The sequence below is a fragment of the Methylobacterium sp. XJLW genome (assembly GCF_003254375.1).
In the GTDB taxonomy this organism is placed as follows: domain Bacteria; phylum Pseudomonadota; class Alphaproteobacteria; order Rhizobiales; family Beijerinckiaceae; genus Methylobacterium; species Methylobacterium fujisawaense.
Window position 1 is genome coordinate 2,862,538 of record NZ_CP016429.1, and the last position, 16,561, is coordinate 2,879,098.

Sequence of the window (16,561 nt, forward strand, 5' to 3'; positions counted from 1 at the left end):
GCAACTGTCCCCTGTTGGCGCCCGCGGGGATGCCGTTGTGGCGCCCCTGCAACGGGCAGAGCCCCCGCTCGTGCGGTCGTGAACCGGCTCACGCGGCGGCCCGATGCGCGGACCGGGCCTGTGCGTCCGGGTTCGGGTGCCGTCGGGAGAACAGGGAGATCAGCACCGGCACGACCACGAGGATCAGGTTCGGCGCCAGGATGATGCCGCCCACCACCACGAGCGCCAGCGGCTTCTGCACCTGCGAGCCGATGCCGGTGGAAACCGCCGCCGGCAGCAGGCCGACGCAGGCCGCCACGCAGGTCATCATCACCGGGCGCATGCGCACCACGGCGGCGTGCCAGACCGCCTCCTGCCGCTTCCAGCCTTCGTCGAGCAGCTGGTTGTAGTAGGCGAGCAGGATCACGCCCTCCATGGTCGAGATCCCGAACAGCGCGATGAAGCCGATCGCCGCCGAGATCGAGAACGGCGTGCCGGTCAGCGCCAGGGCGAAGATGCCGCCGATCATCGCCATCGGGATCACCGACAGGGTCAGCAGCATGTCGGCCACCGACGAGAAGTTGATGTAGAGGAGCAGCGCGATCAGCAGCAGCGTGATCGGCACCACGAGGCTGAGCCGGGTGGCCGCCTCCTTCAGGTTGGTGAACTGCCCGACCCATTCCAGCCGGTAGCCCGGCGGCAGGTCCACCGCGTCGGCGACCTTGCGCTGCGCCTCGATCACCGCGCTGCCGAGGTCGCGGCCGCGCACCGAGAACTTCACCGGGATGTAGCGCTCCTGGTCCTCGCGGTAGATGAACGAGGCCCCCGAGACGAGATCGACATCGGCGATCTCGGAGAGCGGCACCTGGATGACGCCGCCGTTGGGGTTCTGGGCACCGACCGCGATGTTGCGGATGCCGGCCAGCGACGAGCGGTACTCCTTGGCGAGCCGCACCCGCATCGGGAAGTGACGGTCCGAGCCGTACTCGTAGAGGTCGCCCGCGGTCTGGCCGCCGATCGCCGCCTGGATGGTGGTGTTCACGTCGCTGATCGAGAGGCCGTAGCGGGCGGCCTTGTGGCGGTCGACATCGATCCGCACCGTCGGCTGGCCGAGGGATTCGAAGACCGACAGGTCGGTGACGCCCGGGACGCTGGCGAGGGCTGCCTTCACGGCATTGGCGGTCTTGGTGAGCTGGGTGAGGTCGTTGCCGTAGATCTTGACCGAGTTCTCGCCCTTCACGCCCGAGGCGGCCTCCTGGACGTTGTCCTCGATATACTGCGAGAAGTTGAACTCGATGCCGGGAAACTCCGCCTCCAGCTTCTTGCTCAGGTCCTGGATCAGCGTCTCCTTGTCGAGGCCCTTGCGCCACTGGTCGATGGGCTTGAGCGGCGCCAGGATCTCGACGTTGAAGAAGCCCGTGGCGTCGGTCCCGTCGTTCGGGCGGCCCTGGTGCGACAGGACGGTGGTGACCTCCGGGACCTCCTGGAAGATCTTGCGCATGCGCTGGACGTAGGCGTTGCCGGCCTCCAGCGAGATCGAGGCCGGCATCGTCCCGCGCACGTAGAGATTGCCCTCCTCGAGCCGCGGCAGGAATTCGAGGCCGAGATTGCGGGCCGTGAGCCCCGAGACCAGCAGCACCGCCAGCATCACGGCAAGCGCCAGGACGCGGTTGCGCAGGCCGAAGGCCAGCGCGCGTTCGTGGCCGACGCGCAGCACCCGCACGATGAGCGTATCGCGCTCCTCAAGCTTCTTCGGCAGCATCAGGGCCGAGAGCGCAGGCGAGACCGTGAAGGTGGCGAGCAGGCCGCCGAGCAGCGCGTACGCGTAGGTCTTGGCCATCGGGCCGAAGATGTGGCCCTCGACGCCGGTCATCGTGAACAGCGGCAGGAAGCCGACGATGATGATCGTCGCCGAGAAGAAGATCGCCCGGTTCACCTCGCGCCCGGCGACCGCGATGGTGCCGAGCCGGCCCGTCAGGCCGTCGGGCGGCGTCTCGCCCTTCACGTGGTCGGGCTCGGCGATGTGGCGGAAGACGTTCTCCACCATGATCACGGTGGCGTCGACGATCAGACCGAAATCGATAGCGCCCAGCGACAGGAGGTTCGCCGAATCGCCGCGCACCACCAGGATCAGGATCGCGAAGCCGAGGGCGAACGGGATCGTCGCCGCCACGATGATCGCGCTGGTGAGCGAGCCCAGGAACAGCCACTGCACGACGAAGACCAGCACCACGCCGAAGACGAGGTTGTGCATCACCGTGTGGGTGGTGGTGTGGATCAGGCCCGAGCGGTCGTAGATCCGCTCGATCTTCACGTCGGGCGGCAGGATCGTGGAGCTGTTGATCTTGTCGATCTCGGCCTCGACCCGTTCCAGCGTCGGCAGGCTCTTGCCGCCGCGGGTCATGAGCACGATGCCCTCGACGATGTCGGGCTGGTTGTCGTGGCCGACGATGCCGAGGCGCGGGGCGTTCGACACGCGCACCTCCGCCACGTCCCGCACCAGCACGGGGGTGCCGTTGACGAGGCTGATCATCGTGTCCTTGATGTCGTCCATGTCGCGGATCAGGCCGATGCCGCGCACCACCGCCGATTGCTGGCCGACGTTCAGCGTCTGGCCGCCGACGTTGATCGAGGCGTTGTTCAGCGCGTTGGTCAGCTGCACCAGGGTCAGGCCCTGGGCCTGGAGGCGGTTCAGATCGACCGCGACCTCGTATTCCTTGGCCTTGCCGCCGAAGGCCGTGACGTCCACGACGCCGGGGATCGCCTTGAACCGGCGCTGCAGAACCCAGTCCTGCAGGGTCTTCATGTCCATGGGCGAGTAGCCCGCCGGGCCGACGAGCTTGTAGCGCATGATCTCGCCCACCGGGCTCGTCGGCGAGATCTGCGGCGTCGCTCCGTTGGGCAGCGTCGGCGCCTGCGACAGGCGGTTGAGCACCCGCTGCAGCGCCTGCTCGTACGTGTATTCGTAGTTGAACTGGACCTTCACGTCCGAGAGGCCGAACAGCGAGATCGTCCGCACGACCTGGGCGTTGGGGATGCCGGCGAGCGCCACCTCCAGGGGGATGGTGATGTAGCGCTCGATCTCGTCGGCGGACTGGCCCGGGTTCTGGGTGATCACGTCGACCAGCGGCGGGACCGGGTCTGGATAGGCCTCGATGTTGAGCTGCGTGTAGGCGCCGTAGCCGACGCCGAGCATCACGACGAACAGCAGCACCACCAGCACGCGCTGGCGCAGCGAGAAGGTGATCAGGGCGTTCATCGGACCGGATCCCCGCTCAGGACGCCTTGTCGCCGGTGGCCGCCCGATCGATGAACAGGGCCCCCCGGGTGACCACCTGCTCGCCCGCGCGCAGGCCCTGGACGACCTGGGCATTGTCGCCGTTGATCAGGCCGAGCTTGACGTCGCGCGCCTCCACGGCTCCGTCGGGCCGCGCCACCCAGACATGGGTGCGGTCGCCCTCGTACACGATGGCGGCCACCGGCACGCTCGGGCTCGGCTCGCCCTTGCCGGTGATGATCGTGTAGGTGGCAAACATCTCCGGGCGCAGCACCCGGTCCGGGTTGTCGACCTCGCTGCGCACGGCCAGCCGCCGCGTCGCCGGGTCGAGGCTGGAGGCCATGTAGTTCACCCGGGCCTTGAACACCCGGGCGCCGAAGCCCGCCACCTTCGCCTCGACCTCCTGGCCGATGCGGATCTTCGGGATCTCGCTCTCGCGGACGTTGGCGACGAGCCACACCGTCGACAGGTCACCGATCACGAAGACCGGGTCGCTGGAGGCGGAGAGGTACTGGCCGGTGCCGACCTTGCGCTGGACGATCGTGCCGGCGATCGGTGCCCGGATCTGCGTCTCGGCGCTCATCGTGCCCTTCTTCTCGAAGGCGGCCATCTCGGCGTCGGTCTTGCCCAGCATCCGCAGACGGTTCTTCACCGCGTCGAGGGCGCCCTCGGCGGTCTTCAGGTCGCTCTGGGCGGCGATGACGTCGTTCTGGGCCGATTGGTAGTCCTTCAGGGCCGTCGCGTGGGCCTGGAACAGCTCCTGCTGCCGCTGCGCGATGGTCTGGTCGAGCTTCAGAAGCGCCTGCTGCTTCTGGAGGTTGTTCACGGCGGCCTGATAGTCGTTCTGCGCCTGGACCATGTCGGTGGCCTCGAGCGTCAGCAGAACGTCGCCGGCCTTCACGTCGTCGCCGGCGCGGGCCAGGACCTTCGTCACGCGGCCGGCATAGGGCGAGACGACCGGGACGTTGTCGTCCTCGTTGAGGGCGATCCGTCCCTCGGCGGTGCCCTCGGGCCGGAACACCAGGTTGGCGACCGGCAGGATCTCGAAGGCGGCGCGCTGCTCCTTGGAGGGCCGGAACACCCGTTCCACCGGGCCGGCCTTCTCCACATCGATGCCCGGGTCAGGGTTGGCTGGTGCGAACAGCCCCGTCAGCGCGGCGACGAGGTTCGAGGCCGTCTCGCGGGTCCGGTCGGAGAACGCGAAGGCCAGGCCCGCAGCGGCCGCGAGCAGGACGGCGACGACCAGGAGGCCGGACCACCGACGGTTGCGCGGGGGCACGGTGACGGCCTCGTCCTGGTCCAGCGGATTTCGGGCGTCCATGCGGATGATCTTCTAGGTCCGGGCGAGGGACCGGGCTGATTGACGAGGGTACGATTCGTGCCAGGACGACGCCAAGATCAATGCGATCGCTGGTGCTTTTCTATGGCGCTGCGCGGGATGGTTCCCGGCAGCAACGCGTGCCTAGAGCAAAGCTTGTCAGACAGGCAATCGATCTGGCGCCCCAGTCGCGAAACCGTGTGGCCCCGTCTTCCTTTGACGGGATTTGTTACAATATGACAACGCTCGCGGGGCCTGACCCGCCCGATCCCGATTCCGTCACCGAAGAACCCGTCATGTCCGAAACGAGCAACGCTCCCGCCCCGGCCGCATCCGGCTCAGCCGCCGGCAAGATCCCGGTCACCGTGCTCACCGGCTATCTCGGCGCTGGCAAGACCACGCTCCTCAACCGGATCCTCACCGAGAATCACGGTAAGCGCTACGCCGTGATCGTCAACGAGTTCGGCGAGATCGGCATCGACAACGACCTCGTCGTCGGCGCGGACGAGGAAGTGTTCGAGATGAACAACGGCTGCGTCTGCTGCACGGTGCGCGGCGACCTGATCCGGATCATGGATGGGCTGGTCAAGCGCCGAGGCAAGTTCGACGCGATCATCGTCGAGACCACCGGCCTCGCCGATCCGGCCCCTGTGGCGCAGACCTTCTTCGTCGACCAGGACGTGGGCGAGGCCGCCCGCCTCGACGCGGTGGTGACGGTGGCCGACGCCAAATGGTTGTCCGACCGCCTGAAGGACGCGCCCGAGGCGAAGAACCAGATCGCCTTCGCGGACGTGATCCTGCTCAACAAGAGCGATCTCGTCTCCCCGGCCGACCTCGACCGGGTCGAGGCCGAGATCCGCACGATCAACCCCCTGGCCAAGCTCCACCGCACGCAGAACTGCGCGGTGCCCCTCGAGGCCGTGCTGGAGCGCAACGCCTTCGACCTCGACCGCATCCTCGACGTCGAACCCGACTTCCTGGAGGCGGGACACCACCACCATCACGATTCCGACATCCGCTCGGTCTCGGCCAAGATCGAGGGTGAGGTCGATCCCGACAAGTTCATGCCGTGGATCTCGAACCTGACCCAGTCGCAGGGTCCGGACATCCTCCGGTGCAAGGGGATCGTGGCCTTCCCGAACGAGCCGAAGCGCTTCGTCTTCCAGGGCGTGCACATGATCCTCGACGGCGACGTGCAGGGCGACTGGGGGAAGGACGAAAAGCGGGTCTCGCGGGTGGTGTTCATCGGGCGCAACCTCGATCCGGCGGCGATCACGGAGAGCTTCGAGGCCTGCCGCGCGTGAGCCGACCGGCCGCCTCCCACGGGGGCGGCCGGGCCCTGAGCGCCGCCCGAAGGCGATTCTCAACGATTGGATGGCATCACGGCACGAGCGGGCCAGCGTAACCGGCCCGTGGAGCCCGCGTAGCCATGGCCCACACCGCAGCGCCTGCAGGCCCGGTCCCGTCCGGGATCGCGGGCGGACTCCCGCTCATCGTGGCCGTCGAGGGGCTGGCCAAGGCGCTGTTTGCGGCGTTCATCTTCTTCGCCTGCTTCGCCTTCTCGGAGACCTCCCCGTACGACGCGGTGGCGATCCCCACGATCCTGCTCTGGCTCTGCCTCGGCGTGCGGCTGCACCGCGGGGCGGTGCCGCTGGTCGCACTCCTCCTGCTCTACCTCGCGGCCATCGTCTCCGCGCTGCTGCCCTACCTGAACGAGGAGTTCCCGGTCACCTGGACGGTGCAGCTGATCTACCTCGCGATCACCTGCATCTTCTTCGCGATGTTCTTCGCGGACGACACCCACGCCCGGATGGAGCTGGCGCTCAAGGCCTACACGGCGAGCTGCGTGTTCTCGGCGGTGCTCGGCATCGTCGGCTATCTCCAGTGGCTCGGGATCGAGGACCTGTTCTACAAATACGACCGGGCCTCGGGCACCTTCCAGGACCCGAACGTGTTCGGCTCCTTCCTGACGCTCGGCGCCCTCTACCTGATGCACGGCCTGCTCACCGGCTCGACCCGGCGACCGCTGGTCTCGCTCGTCGGCCTGCTGATCATCGTCGCCGGCATCTTCCTGTCGTTCTCGCGGGGCTCCTGGGGCGGGAGCGTCGTCGCGGTGCTTCTGATGGTGGGATCGGTCTATGCCGGCAGCACCGCCCCGCGCCTGCGCCGCCGCATCGTGCTCCTGACCCTCGCCACGGTCGTCCTCGGCACCGTCGCGGTGATCGGGCTGCTCTCGGTCGACCACGTCCACAAGATGTTCGAAACCCGCGCGGCCCTGACCCAGGACTACGACCAGGGCGAGACCGGCCGCTTCGGCAACCAGATCCGCGGCTTCGCGATGCTGCTGGAGCGGCCGTTCGGCATGGGGCCGATGCACTGGCGGCTGATCTTCGGGCTCGAACCGCACAATTCGTATATCGGCTCCTTCGCCAACGGGGGCTGGCTCGGGGGCACGGTGTTCATCGGCCTCGTGGTGATCACCGGCATCGTCGGGTTCCGGCTCCTGGCACGGCCGTCGCCCGTCCGGGCGCACGCGCAGATCGTCTGGCCGGCGCTGCTGATGTTCTTCCTGCAGGCGGTCCAGATCGATATCGAGAAGTGGCGCCACGTCTACATGATGCTGGGCATGGTCTGGGCGCTGGAGGCGGCGCGGCTGCGCGCGGGCGCGCCGCAGGCGGGTGCGCTTGAAACGCGGCGCTAGGCGCGGCATCGCTCGGCTCCGGCCGAGCTGCCAATCCGCACCCGGAGACGGTACGTGAACACACAGCCGGACAACGAGGGCGATCGGGTCGCCGCCCTTGAGGCCCTCGGGATCGTGGGCACGCCGCCCGAGCCGCATTTCGAGGCCGTCTGCCGGACAGCCTGCCGCCTGTTCGGCGTGCGCCACGCGTTCGTGGCCTTCCTCGGTGACACGCATCAGTGGCTCAAGACGCCCTGCCAGGCCTTGCCGACCACGATGCGGCGGGATCAGAGCCTGTGCCAGCACACGATCCGCAGCGATGCCCTGCTCGTCGTACCCGACACCCGTCTCGACGCGCGCTTCCGTGACCTGCCCGCCGTCGCTGCGCCGGACGGGATCCGGTTCTATGCCGGTATCCCGCTGAGCCTCGAGCCCGGCCTGCGGATCGGCACCTTCTGCCTCGCCGACCCGGAACCCCGAGCCGGTCTCTCGCCGGCGGACGCCGCCGCCTTCCGCGACCTCGCCGCGATCGTCGTGGCCCATCTGAGGCTGACGGAGGCCAATGCCAAGCGCGAACGCGAGATCGCGCAGGCCGCGATCCGCGAGGCGGTGATCCGCGAGCAGCATCGCGAGATCCATGCCCGGTCCCGCACTCAGGAGGCGGCGAACCACCAGCTCCTGATGGCCGAGCAACTCGCCAGCGTCGGAAACTGGCGCGTGGACCTCTCGGACGGTCAGCCGGTCTGGTCGGCCAGCCTCTACGCCATCGCCGGTCGCGACCCCGCGACACCGCCGCCGCGTCTCGACGCCTTCTCGCAGATCTACCATCCCGACGACCGCGCCCGGCTCGAGGCGATCGTCGCCGACGCGGTCGCCCGCAGAACGCGATTCGATTTCGAGGCGCGGCTGATCCGTCCGGACGGCGAGCTCCGCGACGTGGTCGTCCGCGGCATGTGCCGGGGAGAGGACCCCAATGCCGGCCTCGTCGGCGTTCTCATCGACGTGACCGAGCGCCGGCGCGCCGAAGACGAGGTGCGCCGGAGCGAGCTGCGCTATCGCGGCCTCGCCGAGGCGCTGCCGCTGCTGGTCTGGACCATGCGGGTCGGGGACGGACAGTCCACTTACGCCAACGCCCAGTTCCAGTCCTATTACGGGCCGATCGGGCCCGAGCGCGCGGAGCGCCTGATCCGGAACCACCCGGAGGATGCGCCCGCCATGGAGGCGGCCTGGACCCGGGCGGTCGAGACCGGGACGGGCTATAGCGGCCAGTGGCGGATCCGCCGCCACGACGGCCTCTACCGGTGGCACAAGATCTCGCTGATTCCGATCCGCCTCGATCCGGCGGACGGCGCTGTGGCGGAGTGGCTCGGGACCGCACTCGATGTCGACGACATCATCACGGCGCGGCTCGCCGTCGAGGAGGCCCGCGGCCTGCTGGGCATCGCCCTGGACGCCGCCGAGGCCGGCACCTGGGACTGGGACATGCGCACCGGGCTCGTCACGCTGAGCCCGGAAAGCGCCCGGATGCACGGTCTGCGGGATAACGGCGCTGCGCACACGCTGTCGGCGTCCGAATGGACTGCTTTGATTCATCCCGACGACGTCGCCGATGTCTGGATCGAGATCCGACGGGCGGTCGAGTCCGGGACCTCCTATGCGGCCGAATTCCGGGCCGGCGGGCGCTGGCTCTACGCGCGCGGGCGGACGCTCTGCGGCGCCGAGGGGCACCCTCAGAGCATGGTCGGCCTCCATCTCGACATCACCGAGCGCAAGGCGGTCGAGGCGGCCCTGCGCACCGCCACGCGGGATGCCGAGGCGGCCCGCACCGAGGCGGAGCGCGCGAGCGCGGCCAAGAGCGAGTTCCTCGCCGCGATGAGCCACGAGATCCGCACGCCGCTCAACGGCATCCTCGGCTATGCCGAGCTGCTCCTCGACGGCGATGCGATCCAGAGCGAGGACCGGCGCCGCCTGGAGCTGATCCAGAGTTCCGGAGCGGCCTTGCTCACGGTCGTCAACGACATCCTCGACTTCTCGAAGATCGAGGCGGGCGAGCTGACCCTCGATCCGGTCCCCTTCCCGCTGGTCTCGATCGTGGACGGGACGGTCTCGATCGTGCGCGGCAGCGCGCTGCGCAGCGGCCTCGCCATCGAGGCCCGGATCGACCCGGCCCTTCCGACCTTCGTGATCGGTGACGCGGGACGCTTGCGTCAGGTGCTGCTCAACCTCCTGAACAACGCCGTGAAGTTCACGCCCGAGGGTTCCGTCACGGTGACCGTGGAGCGGGAAGGCGATGATCGCGCCGCCGACGGTCGCCCCGGCGACGCGGTGCGGTTTTCCGTGATCGATACCGGCATCGGCATCGCGCCGGCGCAGCAGGACAGGCTGTTCAAGCGGTTCAGTCAGGTCGACGGCTCCATCAGCCGGCGGTTCGGCGGCACCGGCCTCGGTCTCGCGATCTCCCGGCACCTCGTGACCCTGATGGGCGGCGAGATCGGCGTCGAGAGCCGCGAGGGGGAGGGCTCGACCTTCTGGTTCCGCCTGGTGCTGCCGCGGGGCGAGCAGGGCGCCGACGCGGCGGAGGACCGGATCGAGGCGGATCCGGCGCTGCTGCGGTCGCAGTCCGTGGCCGCCCCGGCGGCCGGCGCCGTGCCAGCCTCCCCGATCCGGCTGCTCCTGGTCGAGGACGTCCCGCTCAACCAGGAACTGGCCTGCGCGGTGCTCGAATCCCAGGGCTACACGGTGGATGTCGCCGGGGACGGGGCCGAGGCGATCACGGCGGTCGGATCGTCCGTCGCGGCGGGGCGCGCCTACGATCTCGTGCTCATGGACGTCCAGATGCCCCGGGTCGACGGGCTCACGGCGACCCGGCGCATCCGCGCCCTGGCGCCGCCCGCCTGCGACATCCCGATCGTGGCCATGACGGCGAACGTCCTGCCGTCGCAGATCGAGGAACTGCGCGAGGCCGGGATGGACGATTATGTCGGCAAGCCGTTCCGGCGGGCCGATCTCTTCGCCACGATCAGCCGCTGGACGGCCCCGGGCGCCCGCCGCCCGGCGCGGGCCGAGGAGCCGCGCACCGTACCCGACATCGATTCCGCCGTCCTCGATGCCGCGGTTCTCACCGAAATGACGGCGAGCTTCGGCTCCGACCGGGTGGGGGCGCTGCTCGATCTCCTGGCCAACGAGCTGTCCGAGCGGTTCCGGCCGAGCGAGACCGACCGTCTTCAGATCGCTCACGACGCGCACGCCCTGGTGGCGGCGGCGGGGCTCCTGGGCTTCGTCGGCCTGTCGAGCCTGTGCCGCGAGGTCGAGGCCGCCGCCCATGCGGGGGCCGACCTGATGCCGCTGATCCGGCGCCTGGAAATCCAGCGGGCGACGGCGCTGCGCGCCATCCGGCAGCTGCGCGCGGCCTGATGCGACGCGGCTGAAGCGCGGGCCGGCGCCCCGACAGGGGCCGCCCCGCGCGGTTGGTCCCTATGCCTCGTCGGTCTCGGGCAGCGGGTCGCCGGTCCAGGTCGTCGCGAAGGCGGCGAGCTCCCGGGCGTCGGTGAAGGCCGCAACGGTGACCTCCCGCTCCGCCGGTTCCGCGCCCGGATAGGGCGCGAGCAGGATCCGCACCCGGGCCAGCCGGCCGCTGGGCGTTTTGTCGGCGATCCAGGCCTGCGCGTCCGGCGTGAAGCGTTCCGGGCCGTCGAGGGCCCGGGCGTCGGTGCGCAGCACGACCACGTAGGTGCCGAGGCTCGGATCGGCCTCCTGAACAGCCTTGACGATGTCGATCACGGGCTTTCCGCGAAGTCGTTGATCTGAACCTGGGCCTGCGCCGACGTGAAGTTCGGGATGTCCGCGAAGATCTCCTCGCCATGGGCGGCGACGGCTTTCTGGAAGGCGTCGACCGACGCGAAGGTCAGCAGCGCCATCACCTGGAACGGGGCGGTGCCGCCGTCCGGCGTGCCGGCGCCCTTGACCACCTTGGCCTCGTGCAGGCCGAGGGACGACCAGCGCTCGCGCACCAGCGGCATGTGATGGCCGAGATAGTAGCCCATGTCGAAGCTCGGGCCGGCCGGATACATCACGCTTACCAGGATCATGAGGCTTCCCTTCTGTGTCACGCCCGGTCCGCCCGGGCGCCCGTCCTCGGTTCGTGGGGCGACGGTCAGTGCAGCTTCACCCGCGGCTCGGTGCGCCGGGTCAGCGCGCGCGCCAGGGTGTCGAGGACCGTCTTGGCCGTGCCGTGGAGCGCCCGCTCGTGCATCTTGTAGAGCGAGCGGTACATCATGCGAGCGAACAGGCCGGCGATGAGCATGTTCTTGCCGCGGACGAACCCCATCAGGCTGCCCACGGTCGAGTACTCGCCGAGCGAGACCAGCGAGCCGAAATCCTTGTACCGGAACGGCTTCAGCGGCTTCCCGGCGATCTTGGCCGGGATCTGGCTGATGAGGTGGCTCGCCTGCTGGTGGGCCGCCTGGGCGCGGGGCGGCACCGGCGTGTCGGAGCCGGCCTCCACCAGATAGGCGCAGTCGCCGATGGCGAAGATATCCGGGTCGCGGGTCGTCTGCAGCGTCGGGGTCACCACCAGCTGGTTGGTCCGCGTGGTCTCCAGGCCGCCGATGCCCTGCAGGAACGGCGGCGCCTTCACCCCCGCCGCCCACACGACCAGCTCGGACGGGATGAAGGTCCCGTCGGCGAGTTGGACGCCGTCGGCGCGTACCTCGGTCACCCGGGCCTTCACGCGCACGTCGACGCCGATCTTGTTGAGGAGCTGCATCACCTCGGCCGAGAGGCGCTGCGGCACCGCCGGCAGGATCCGGTCCGCGGCCTCCACCAGGGTGATGCGGATGTCCTTGCCCGGGTCGATCTTGTCGAGCCCGGTGGAGACGACGTGGCGCAGCGTCCGGTGCAACTCGGCGGCGAGTTCGGTTCCGGTGGCGCCCGCGCCGATCACCGTGACGTGGAGCTGGCCGGGCCGGACCGGGCCGACCTGGGTGTGGGCCCGCAGCGAGGCGTTCACGAGGCGCTGGTGGAAGCGCACCGCCTGCTCCTGGGTGTCGAGGGCGATGGCATGCTCGGCGACGCCCGTCGTGCCGAAATCGTTCGTGGTGGAGCCCACCGCCATCACCAGCGTGTCGTAGGGGACGGCGCGCTCGGGCGTGACCTCGCGCCCTTCCGCGTCGTGGCTCGCCGCGAGCTGGACCGTGCGCGCCTCGCGGTCGAGGCCGGTCATGCGCCCGATCCGGTAGCGGAAGCCGTGCATGTGGGCGTGATGCAGGTAATCCACCGCGTGGTGGCCCACATCGAGGCTGCCGGCCGCCACCTCGTGAAGCAGCGGCTTCCAGATATGCGTCCGGGCGCGGTCCACGAGGGTGATGTGCGCGCGCTTGCCGCGCCCGAGCTTGTCGCCGAGCTTCGTCACCAGCTGGAGGCCGGCGGCGCCGCCGCCGACCACCACGACACGATGCAGGCCGGACTCGTTCTCGACGGATGCCATCGACACTCTTTCTTTCCCCGGACCGGGATTAATCGCCGGCCTCCTTACACGGCCTGGGCCGCCGAATTCCACAACCGCTTGTCGCAGCCCCAGGTCACCAGCGCGGATTCACGCGCACGCGTGGCGCGCGATCACGCCGACGGGGCACCCGGCTGACGCAACGGGTGTGCCTCCGCGACCGCGGGCAGGGCGAGGCAGGCCTCGGCGATTCGCGCGACCGTCGGGTAGGCCGCCGTGTCGATGCCGAAGATGCCGGTCCCGACCCAGAGGCTGACGAGGCAGAGATCGGCATGGCTCACCGAATCGCCCTGGCAGAAGCGTCCCGTGCCCGCCTCGGTGGACAGCCGCGTCTCCAGGGTCGCGAGGCCGGTCGTGAAGGCGTTGCGCAGGAAATCCAGCATCCGCTCCCGGGGCAGACCGTAATGCTCCATCAGGAAGGTGCGCACCCGGGGCACGTAGAGCGGGTGGGTGTCGCAGGCGACCACCTGTGCCAGCGAGCGGGCCCGGGCCCGCGCCCGGGGCTCCTCCGGCAGGAGGCGCACGCCGCCCCGCGTCTCCTCCAGGTAATCGAGGATCGCGAGCGACTGGGTGAGCGGCGGCCCGTCGCCGTCGAACAGGGCCGGTACCGCGCCCTGCGGGTTGATCCTCCGGAACTCCGGCTTGTGCTGATCGCCCGCGTCGAGATCGATGAAGGTCTCCTCGTAGGCGATGCCCTTCAGCTTCAGGGCGATCCGCACCCGGAAGGCCGCAGCCGAGCGCCAGTTGCCGTACATGTGCATGGGGAGCGATCTCCGACGGGATCGGAAGAGCACAGCCGAGTTTGCCGTGCACCGCAAGTGGGACGTGGACGCGGCCGCCCGGGGGCGACAAGCGGCTTCGGCCGGCCCATATCGGTCTTCCGTCCCGGAGAGCCCGCACGATGGCCGATCAGACCGACGCCCGCCGCTTCATCCCCCTGAACATCGCGGTCCTGACCGTCTCCGACACGCGCCGCCCGGAGGACGACCGCTCGGGGGACACCCTGACGCAGCGCCTCACCGAGGCGGGGCATCGTCTTGCGGCCCGGTCGATCGTGCCGGACGAGGTCCCGGCGATCCGCGGCCAGGTGGAGGCGTGGCTGCGCGATCCCGGCGTCGACGTGGTGATCACCACCGGCGGGACCGGCTTCACCGGCCGCGACGTCACCCCCGAGGCGCTGGAGCCGCTGTTCGAGAAACGGATGGACGGCTTCTCGGCCGTGTTCCACCGGATCTCGTACGACAAGATCGGCACCTCGACCCTGCAATCCCGCGCCACCGCGGGGGTCGCGCACGCGACCTACGTGTTCGTGCTGCCGGGCTCACCGGGCGCCTGCCGGGACGCCTGGGACGGGATCCTGGCCCAGCAGCTCGACTACCGGCACCGGCCCTGCAACTTCGTGGAGATCATGCCGCGTCTCGACGAGCACCTGCGGCGCGGGGCCAGCATCGCGGTGTGAGCATGAGCCTCAGTCCGGGCCCGCCCGCGGCGGCCCGGAATGACGGGATCGTCATGGGGGATCGTGAGGGGCCGGTCCGTCTGCCCTACGCCGCGTTCCCCTCCTTCCGGCGCAGGACCGAGTGCTTGCGGCCGTAGAAGAAGTACACGACGAGGCCGATCGCCATCCAGATCACCAGCCGCAGCCACGTGTCGAGGGGCAGGCCGATCATCAGGAGCAGGCAGAACAGGATGCCGAGGATCGGCACGACCGGCACGGCGGGGGCCCGGAACGGCCGCTTCATGTGGCGCTCGGTCCGCCGCAGGTAGAGCACCGAGCCGCAGACGAGGATGAAGGCGGCGAGCGTGCCGATGCTCACCATCTCCCCGAGGATGTGGATCGGCACCAGGGCCGCCACCACGGCGACCACGGCCCCGATCAGCGCCTGGCTGCGATACGGCGTCTGATAGGTCGGATGGACGTGGGAGAACATCTTCGGCAGCAGGCCGTCCTGGGCCATGGTGAAGAAGATCCGGCTCTGGCCGTAGAGCAGGACGAGGATCACCGTCGTGAGCCCGGTCAGCGCCCCGAGCTTGATCAGGAGGGCGAACCAGCCGATGCCGATCACGTCGACGCCCTTGGCGATCGGGTCGGGGACGTTCAGCTCCTTGTAGGGGACGAGGCCGGTGAGCACGGCGGCGACGAGCACGTACAGGATCGTGCAGACCGCCAGCGAGCCCAGGATGCCGATGGGCATGTCCTTCTGGGGCTTGCGCGCCTCCTGGGCGGCGGTGGAGACCGCGTCGAAGCCGATGAAGGCGAAGAACACCACGCCGGCGCCGCGCAGGATGCCGCTGGCGCCGAAATGCCCGAAGGTGCCGTCGTTGTCGGGGATCAGCGGGCTCCAGTTCGCGGTGTCGACGTGGCCCCAGCCCAGTGCGATGAAGGCCACCACCACGGTGAGCTTCACCGCGACCATGATGTTGTTGAAGCGCGCCGATTCCTTGGTCCCGCGCATCAGCAAAATCGTGATCAGCGCCACGATCAGCACCGCCGGCAGGTTGAACAGAGCCGTCCCGCCGCCGTCGATCGGCGTGCCGGGCGCGTTCGCGAACTGGGCCGGGATCACGATCCCGACGGTCTTCAGGATGCTGATGACGTAGCCCGACCAGCCCACCGCTACGGTGGCGGCACCCATGGCGTATTCGAGGATCAGGTCCCAGCCGATGAGCCACGCGAAGAACTCGCCCAGCGTCGCGTAGGTGTAGGTGTAGCTCGACCCCGCCACCGGGATCAGCGCGGCCATCTCGGAATAGCACAGGCCGACGAAGGCGCAGGCGATGCCGCCGAGCACGAAGGACAGCATGATCCCCGGTCCGGCATACTGGGCCGCCGCCGTGCCGGTGAGAACGAAGATGCCGGCGCCGATGATCGCCCCGATGCCCATCGCGGTGATCGAGAGGGCGCCGAGCGACTTCGAGAGCTGCTGCTCGCCCTCGCCGCTCTCGACGATGTCGTCGACCGATTTGCGCCCCATCAGGCCCGACGATTCCATTGCACCATCCTTCCAGATCGAGCCGGGTCAGCCCGCTTCCACAGATGTAGAGTCGGCGAAATTTCTGCCGCGCTTCAAGTGTTGTAGAGGCGGACTGACCGACAACAACGAGGGCCGGCGCAAGATTCTGCCGGTCAGGCGCGTTCGATCCGGGCGATCAAGGGCCGGACCTTGAGGCGCGCCGCGAACGGGCCGCCGCTCCGCAGGGCCTCGCGCCGGACGACGTCCCCGGCCCGGGCCTGCCGGGCGCCCATCACGCTCTCCAACCGGCCCACGAGCCGTTCGAGCCAGCCCGCGGCCGTACGGTGCAGGCGGCCGAGGGCCGTCTCCGGCCGCGCCGTCCCGACGAAGCGGTCGAGGGTGCGGATCCAGCCCTCGGCCGGAACGTCCCCGGCCTCAAGGCACAGGATCCAGTCCCGGCGGGCCGCGGCAGCGCCCGCGGCGTAGGGATTGCCGCCCCGGTGCAGCACGAGCGTCGCGCCCGTGGCCTCCGCGACGGCCGCCACGGCTTCACTCTCGCTGCCCGAAACGATCACCGCGTCGCCGATGAGGCCGCCGGCCACGCCGGAGACCAGCACGCTGAGCGTGTCGGCCAGGCGATCGATCGCGTCCGGATCGGCCGGGTCGGCCAGATAGGTCACGGCGGAGAGCATGAGCGCGCGCATAGACGATTCTGCGCCGCCGTAAACCGCCCGGCCGCCGTCGGGCGGCCGTGTCGCTGTCCGGACAGGCGACAAAGCTGTGTCTGCCTGAAAAAGAGGCGTTCGGCCGACGGTTGTTCGCTCTATGTTCCGAGCGGGATCGGGCAGGA

At 69.5% G+C, this 16,561-nt stretch carries 12 protein-coding genes; 4 read left to right on the forward strand and 8 right to left on the reverse strand.

Annotated elements, in window-relative coordinates:
- Positions 1-88: 88 nt before the first annotated feature.
- Both A3862_RS13305 and A3862_RS13310 read right to left on the reverse strand, forming a co-directional pair.
- Positions 89-3,238 carry an efflux RND transporter permease subunit gene (locus tag A3862_RS13305; protein ID WP_043758984.1) on the reverse strand — a complete coding sequence of 1,050 codons (3,150 nt, stop codon included), beginning with the start codon at positions 3,236-3,238 and terminating at the stop codon, positions 89-91.
- Positions 3,239-3,254: 16 nt separating this feature from the next.
- Positions 3,255-4,577: an efflux RND transporter periplasmic adaptor subunit gene (locus tag A3862_RS13310; protein ID WP_043385132.1), complete on the reverse strand. Its 1,323-nt coding sequence runs from the start codon at positions 4,575-4,577 to the stop codon at positions 3,255-3,257.
- A 293-nt stretch (positions 4,578-4,870) separates the two neighbouring features.
- On the opposite strand from A3862_RS13310, the gene A3862_RS13315 reads away from it, so the two are divergent.
- The 3 genes from A3862_RS13315 (at position 4,871) to A3862_RS13325 (ending at position 10,668) form a co-directional block, all read left to right on the forward strand.
- The gene (locus tag A3862_RS13315; RefSeq protein ID WP_111473638.1) at positions 4,871-5,878 is read left to right on the forward strand and encodes a CobW family GTP-binding protein; all 1,008 of its coding nucleotides are present in this window, start codon (positions 4,871-4,873) and stop codon (positions 5,876-5,878) included.
- 125 nt (positions 5,879-6,003) lie between these two features.
- The gene (locus tag A3862_RS13320) at positions 6,004-7,275 is read left to right on the forward strand and encodes an O-antigen ligase family protein (RefSeq protein ID WP_043355737.1); all 1,272 of its coding nucleotides are present in this window, start codon (positions 6,004-6,006) and stop codon (positions 7,273-7,275) included.
- A gap of 54 nt (positions 7,276-7,329) precedes the next feature.
- A complete protein-coding gene (locus tag A3862_RS13325) occupies positions 7,330-10,668 on the forward strand; it encodes a GAF domain-containing hybrid sensor histidine kinase/response regulator (protein WP_111473639.1) in 3,339 nt (1,112 codons plus the stop codon).
- A 60-nt stretch (positions 10,669-10,728) separates the two neighbouring features.
- Here A3862_RS13325 and A3862_RS13330 read toward each other — a convergent pair whose 3' ends face one another.
- The 4 genes from A3862_RS13330 to maiA all read right to left on the reverse strand — a co-directional run bounded on the left by A3862_RS13330 (position 10,729) and on the right by maiA (position 13,518).
- A complete protein-coding gene (locus tag A3862_RS13330) occupies positions 10,729-11,034 on the reverse strand; it encodes a hypothetical protein (protein WP_043758980.1) in 306 nt (101 codons plus the stop codon).
- A complete protein-coding gene (locus A3862_RS13335) occupies positions 11,031-11,342 on the reverse strand; it encodes an EthD family reductase (protein ID WP_043355731.1) in 312 nt (103 codons plus the stop codon). The genes A3862_RS13330 and A3862_RS13335 overlap by 4 nt, the downstream gene beginning before the upstream one ends.
- Positions 11,343-11,407: 65 nt before the next feature.
- The gene (locus tag A3862_RS13340) at positions 11,408-12,739 is read right to left on the reverse strand and encodes an NAD(P)/FAD-dependent oxidoreductase (RefSeq protein ID WP_043355729.1); all 1,332 of its coding nucleotides are present in this window, start codon (positions 12,737-12,739) and stop codon (positions 11,408-11,410) included.
- A gap of 131 nt (positions 12,740-12,870) precedes the next feature.
- Entirely contained in the window at positions 12,871-13,518 is a 648-nt protein-coding gene (gene maiA, locus A3862_RS13345) for a maleylacetoacetate isomerase (protein ID WP_043355727.1), read from the reverse strand.
- A gap of 140 nt (positions 13,519-13,658) precedes the next feature.
- Here maiA and moaB point away from each other — a divergent pair, with 140 nt between their 5' ends.
- Entirely contained in the window at positions 13,659-14,216 is a 558-nt protein-coding gene (gene moaB, locus A3862_RS13350; protein ID WP_043355725.1) for a molybdenum cofactor biosynthesis protein B, read from the forward strand.
- An 85-nt stretch (positions 14,217-14,301) separates the two neighbouring features.
- Here the strand turns inward: moaB and A3862_RS13355 are convergent, their stop codons facing one another.
- Positions 14,302-15,750, reverse strand: coding sequence for an amino acid permease (locus A3862_RS13355; protein WP_043385144.1), 1,449 nt, complete (start codon positions 15,748-15,750; stop codon positions 14,302-14,304).
- 134 nt (positions 15,751-15,884) lie between these two features.
- Positions 15,885-16,415 carry a hypothetical protein gene (locus A3862_RS13360; RefSeq protein ID WP_100794004.1) on the reverse strand — a complete coding sequence of 177 codons (531 nt, stop codon included), beginning with the start codon at positions 16,413-16,415 and terminating at the stop codon, positions 15,885-15,887.
- Positions 16,416-16,561: the final 146 nt, after the last annotated feature.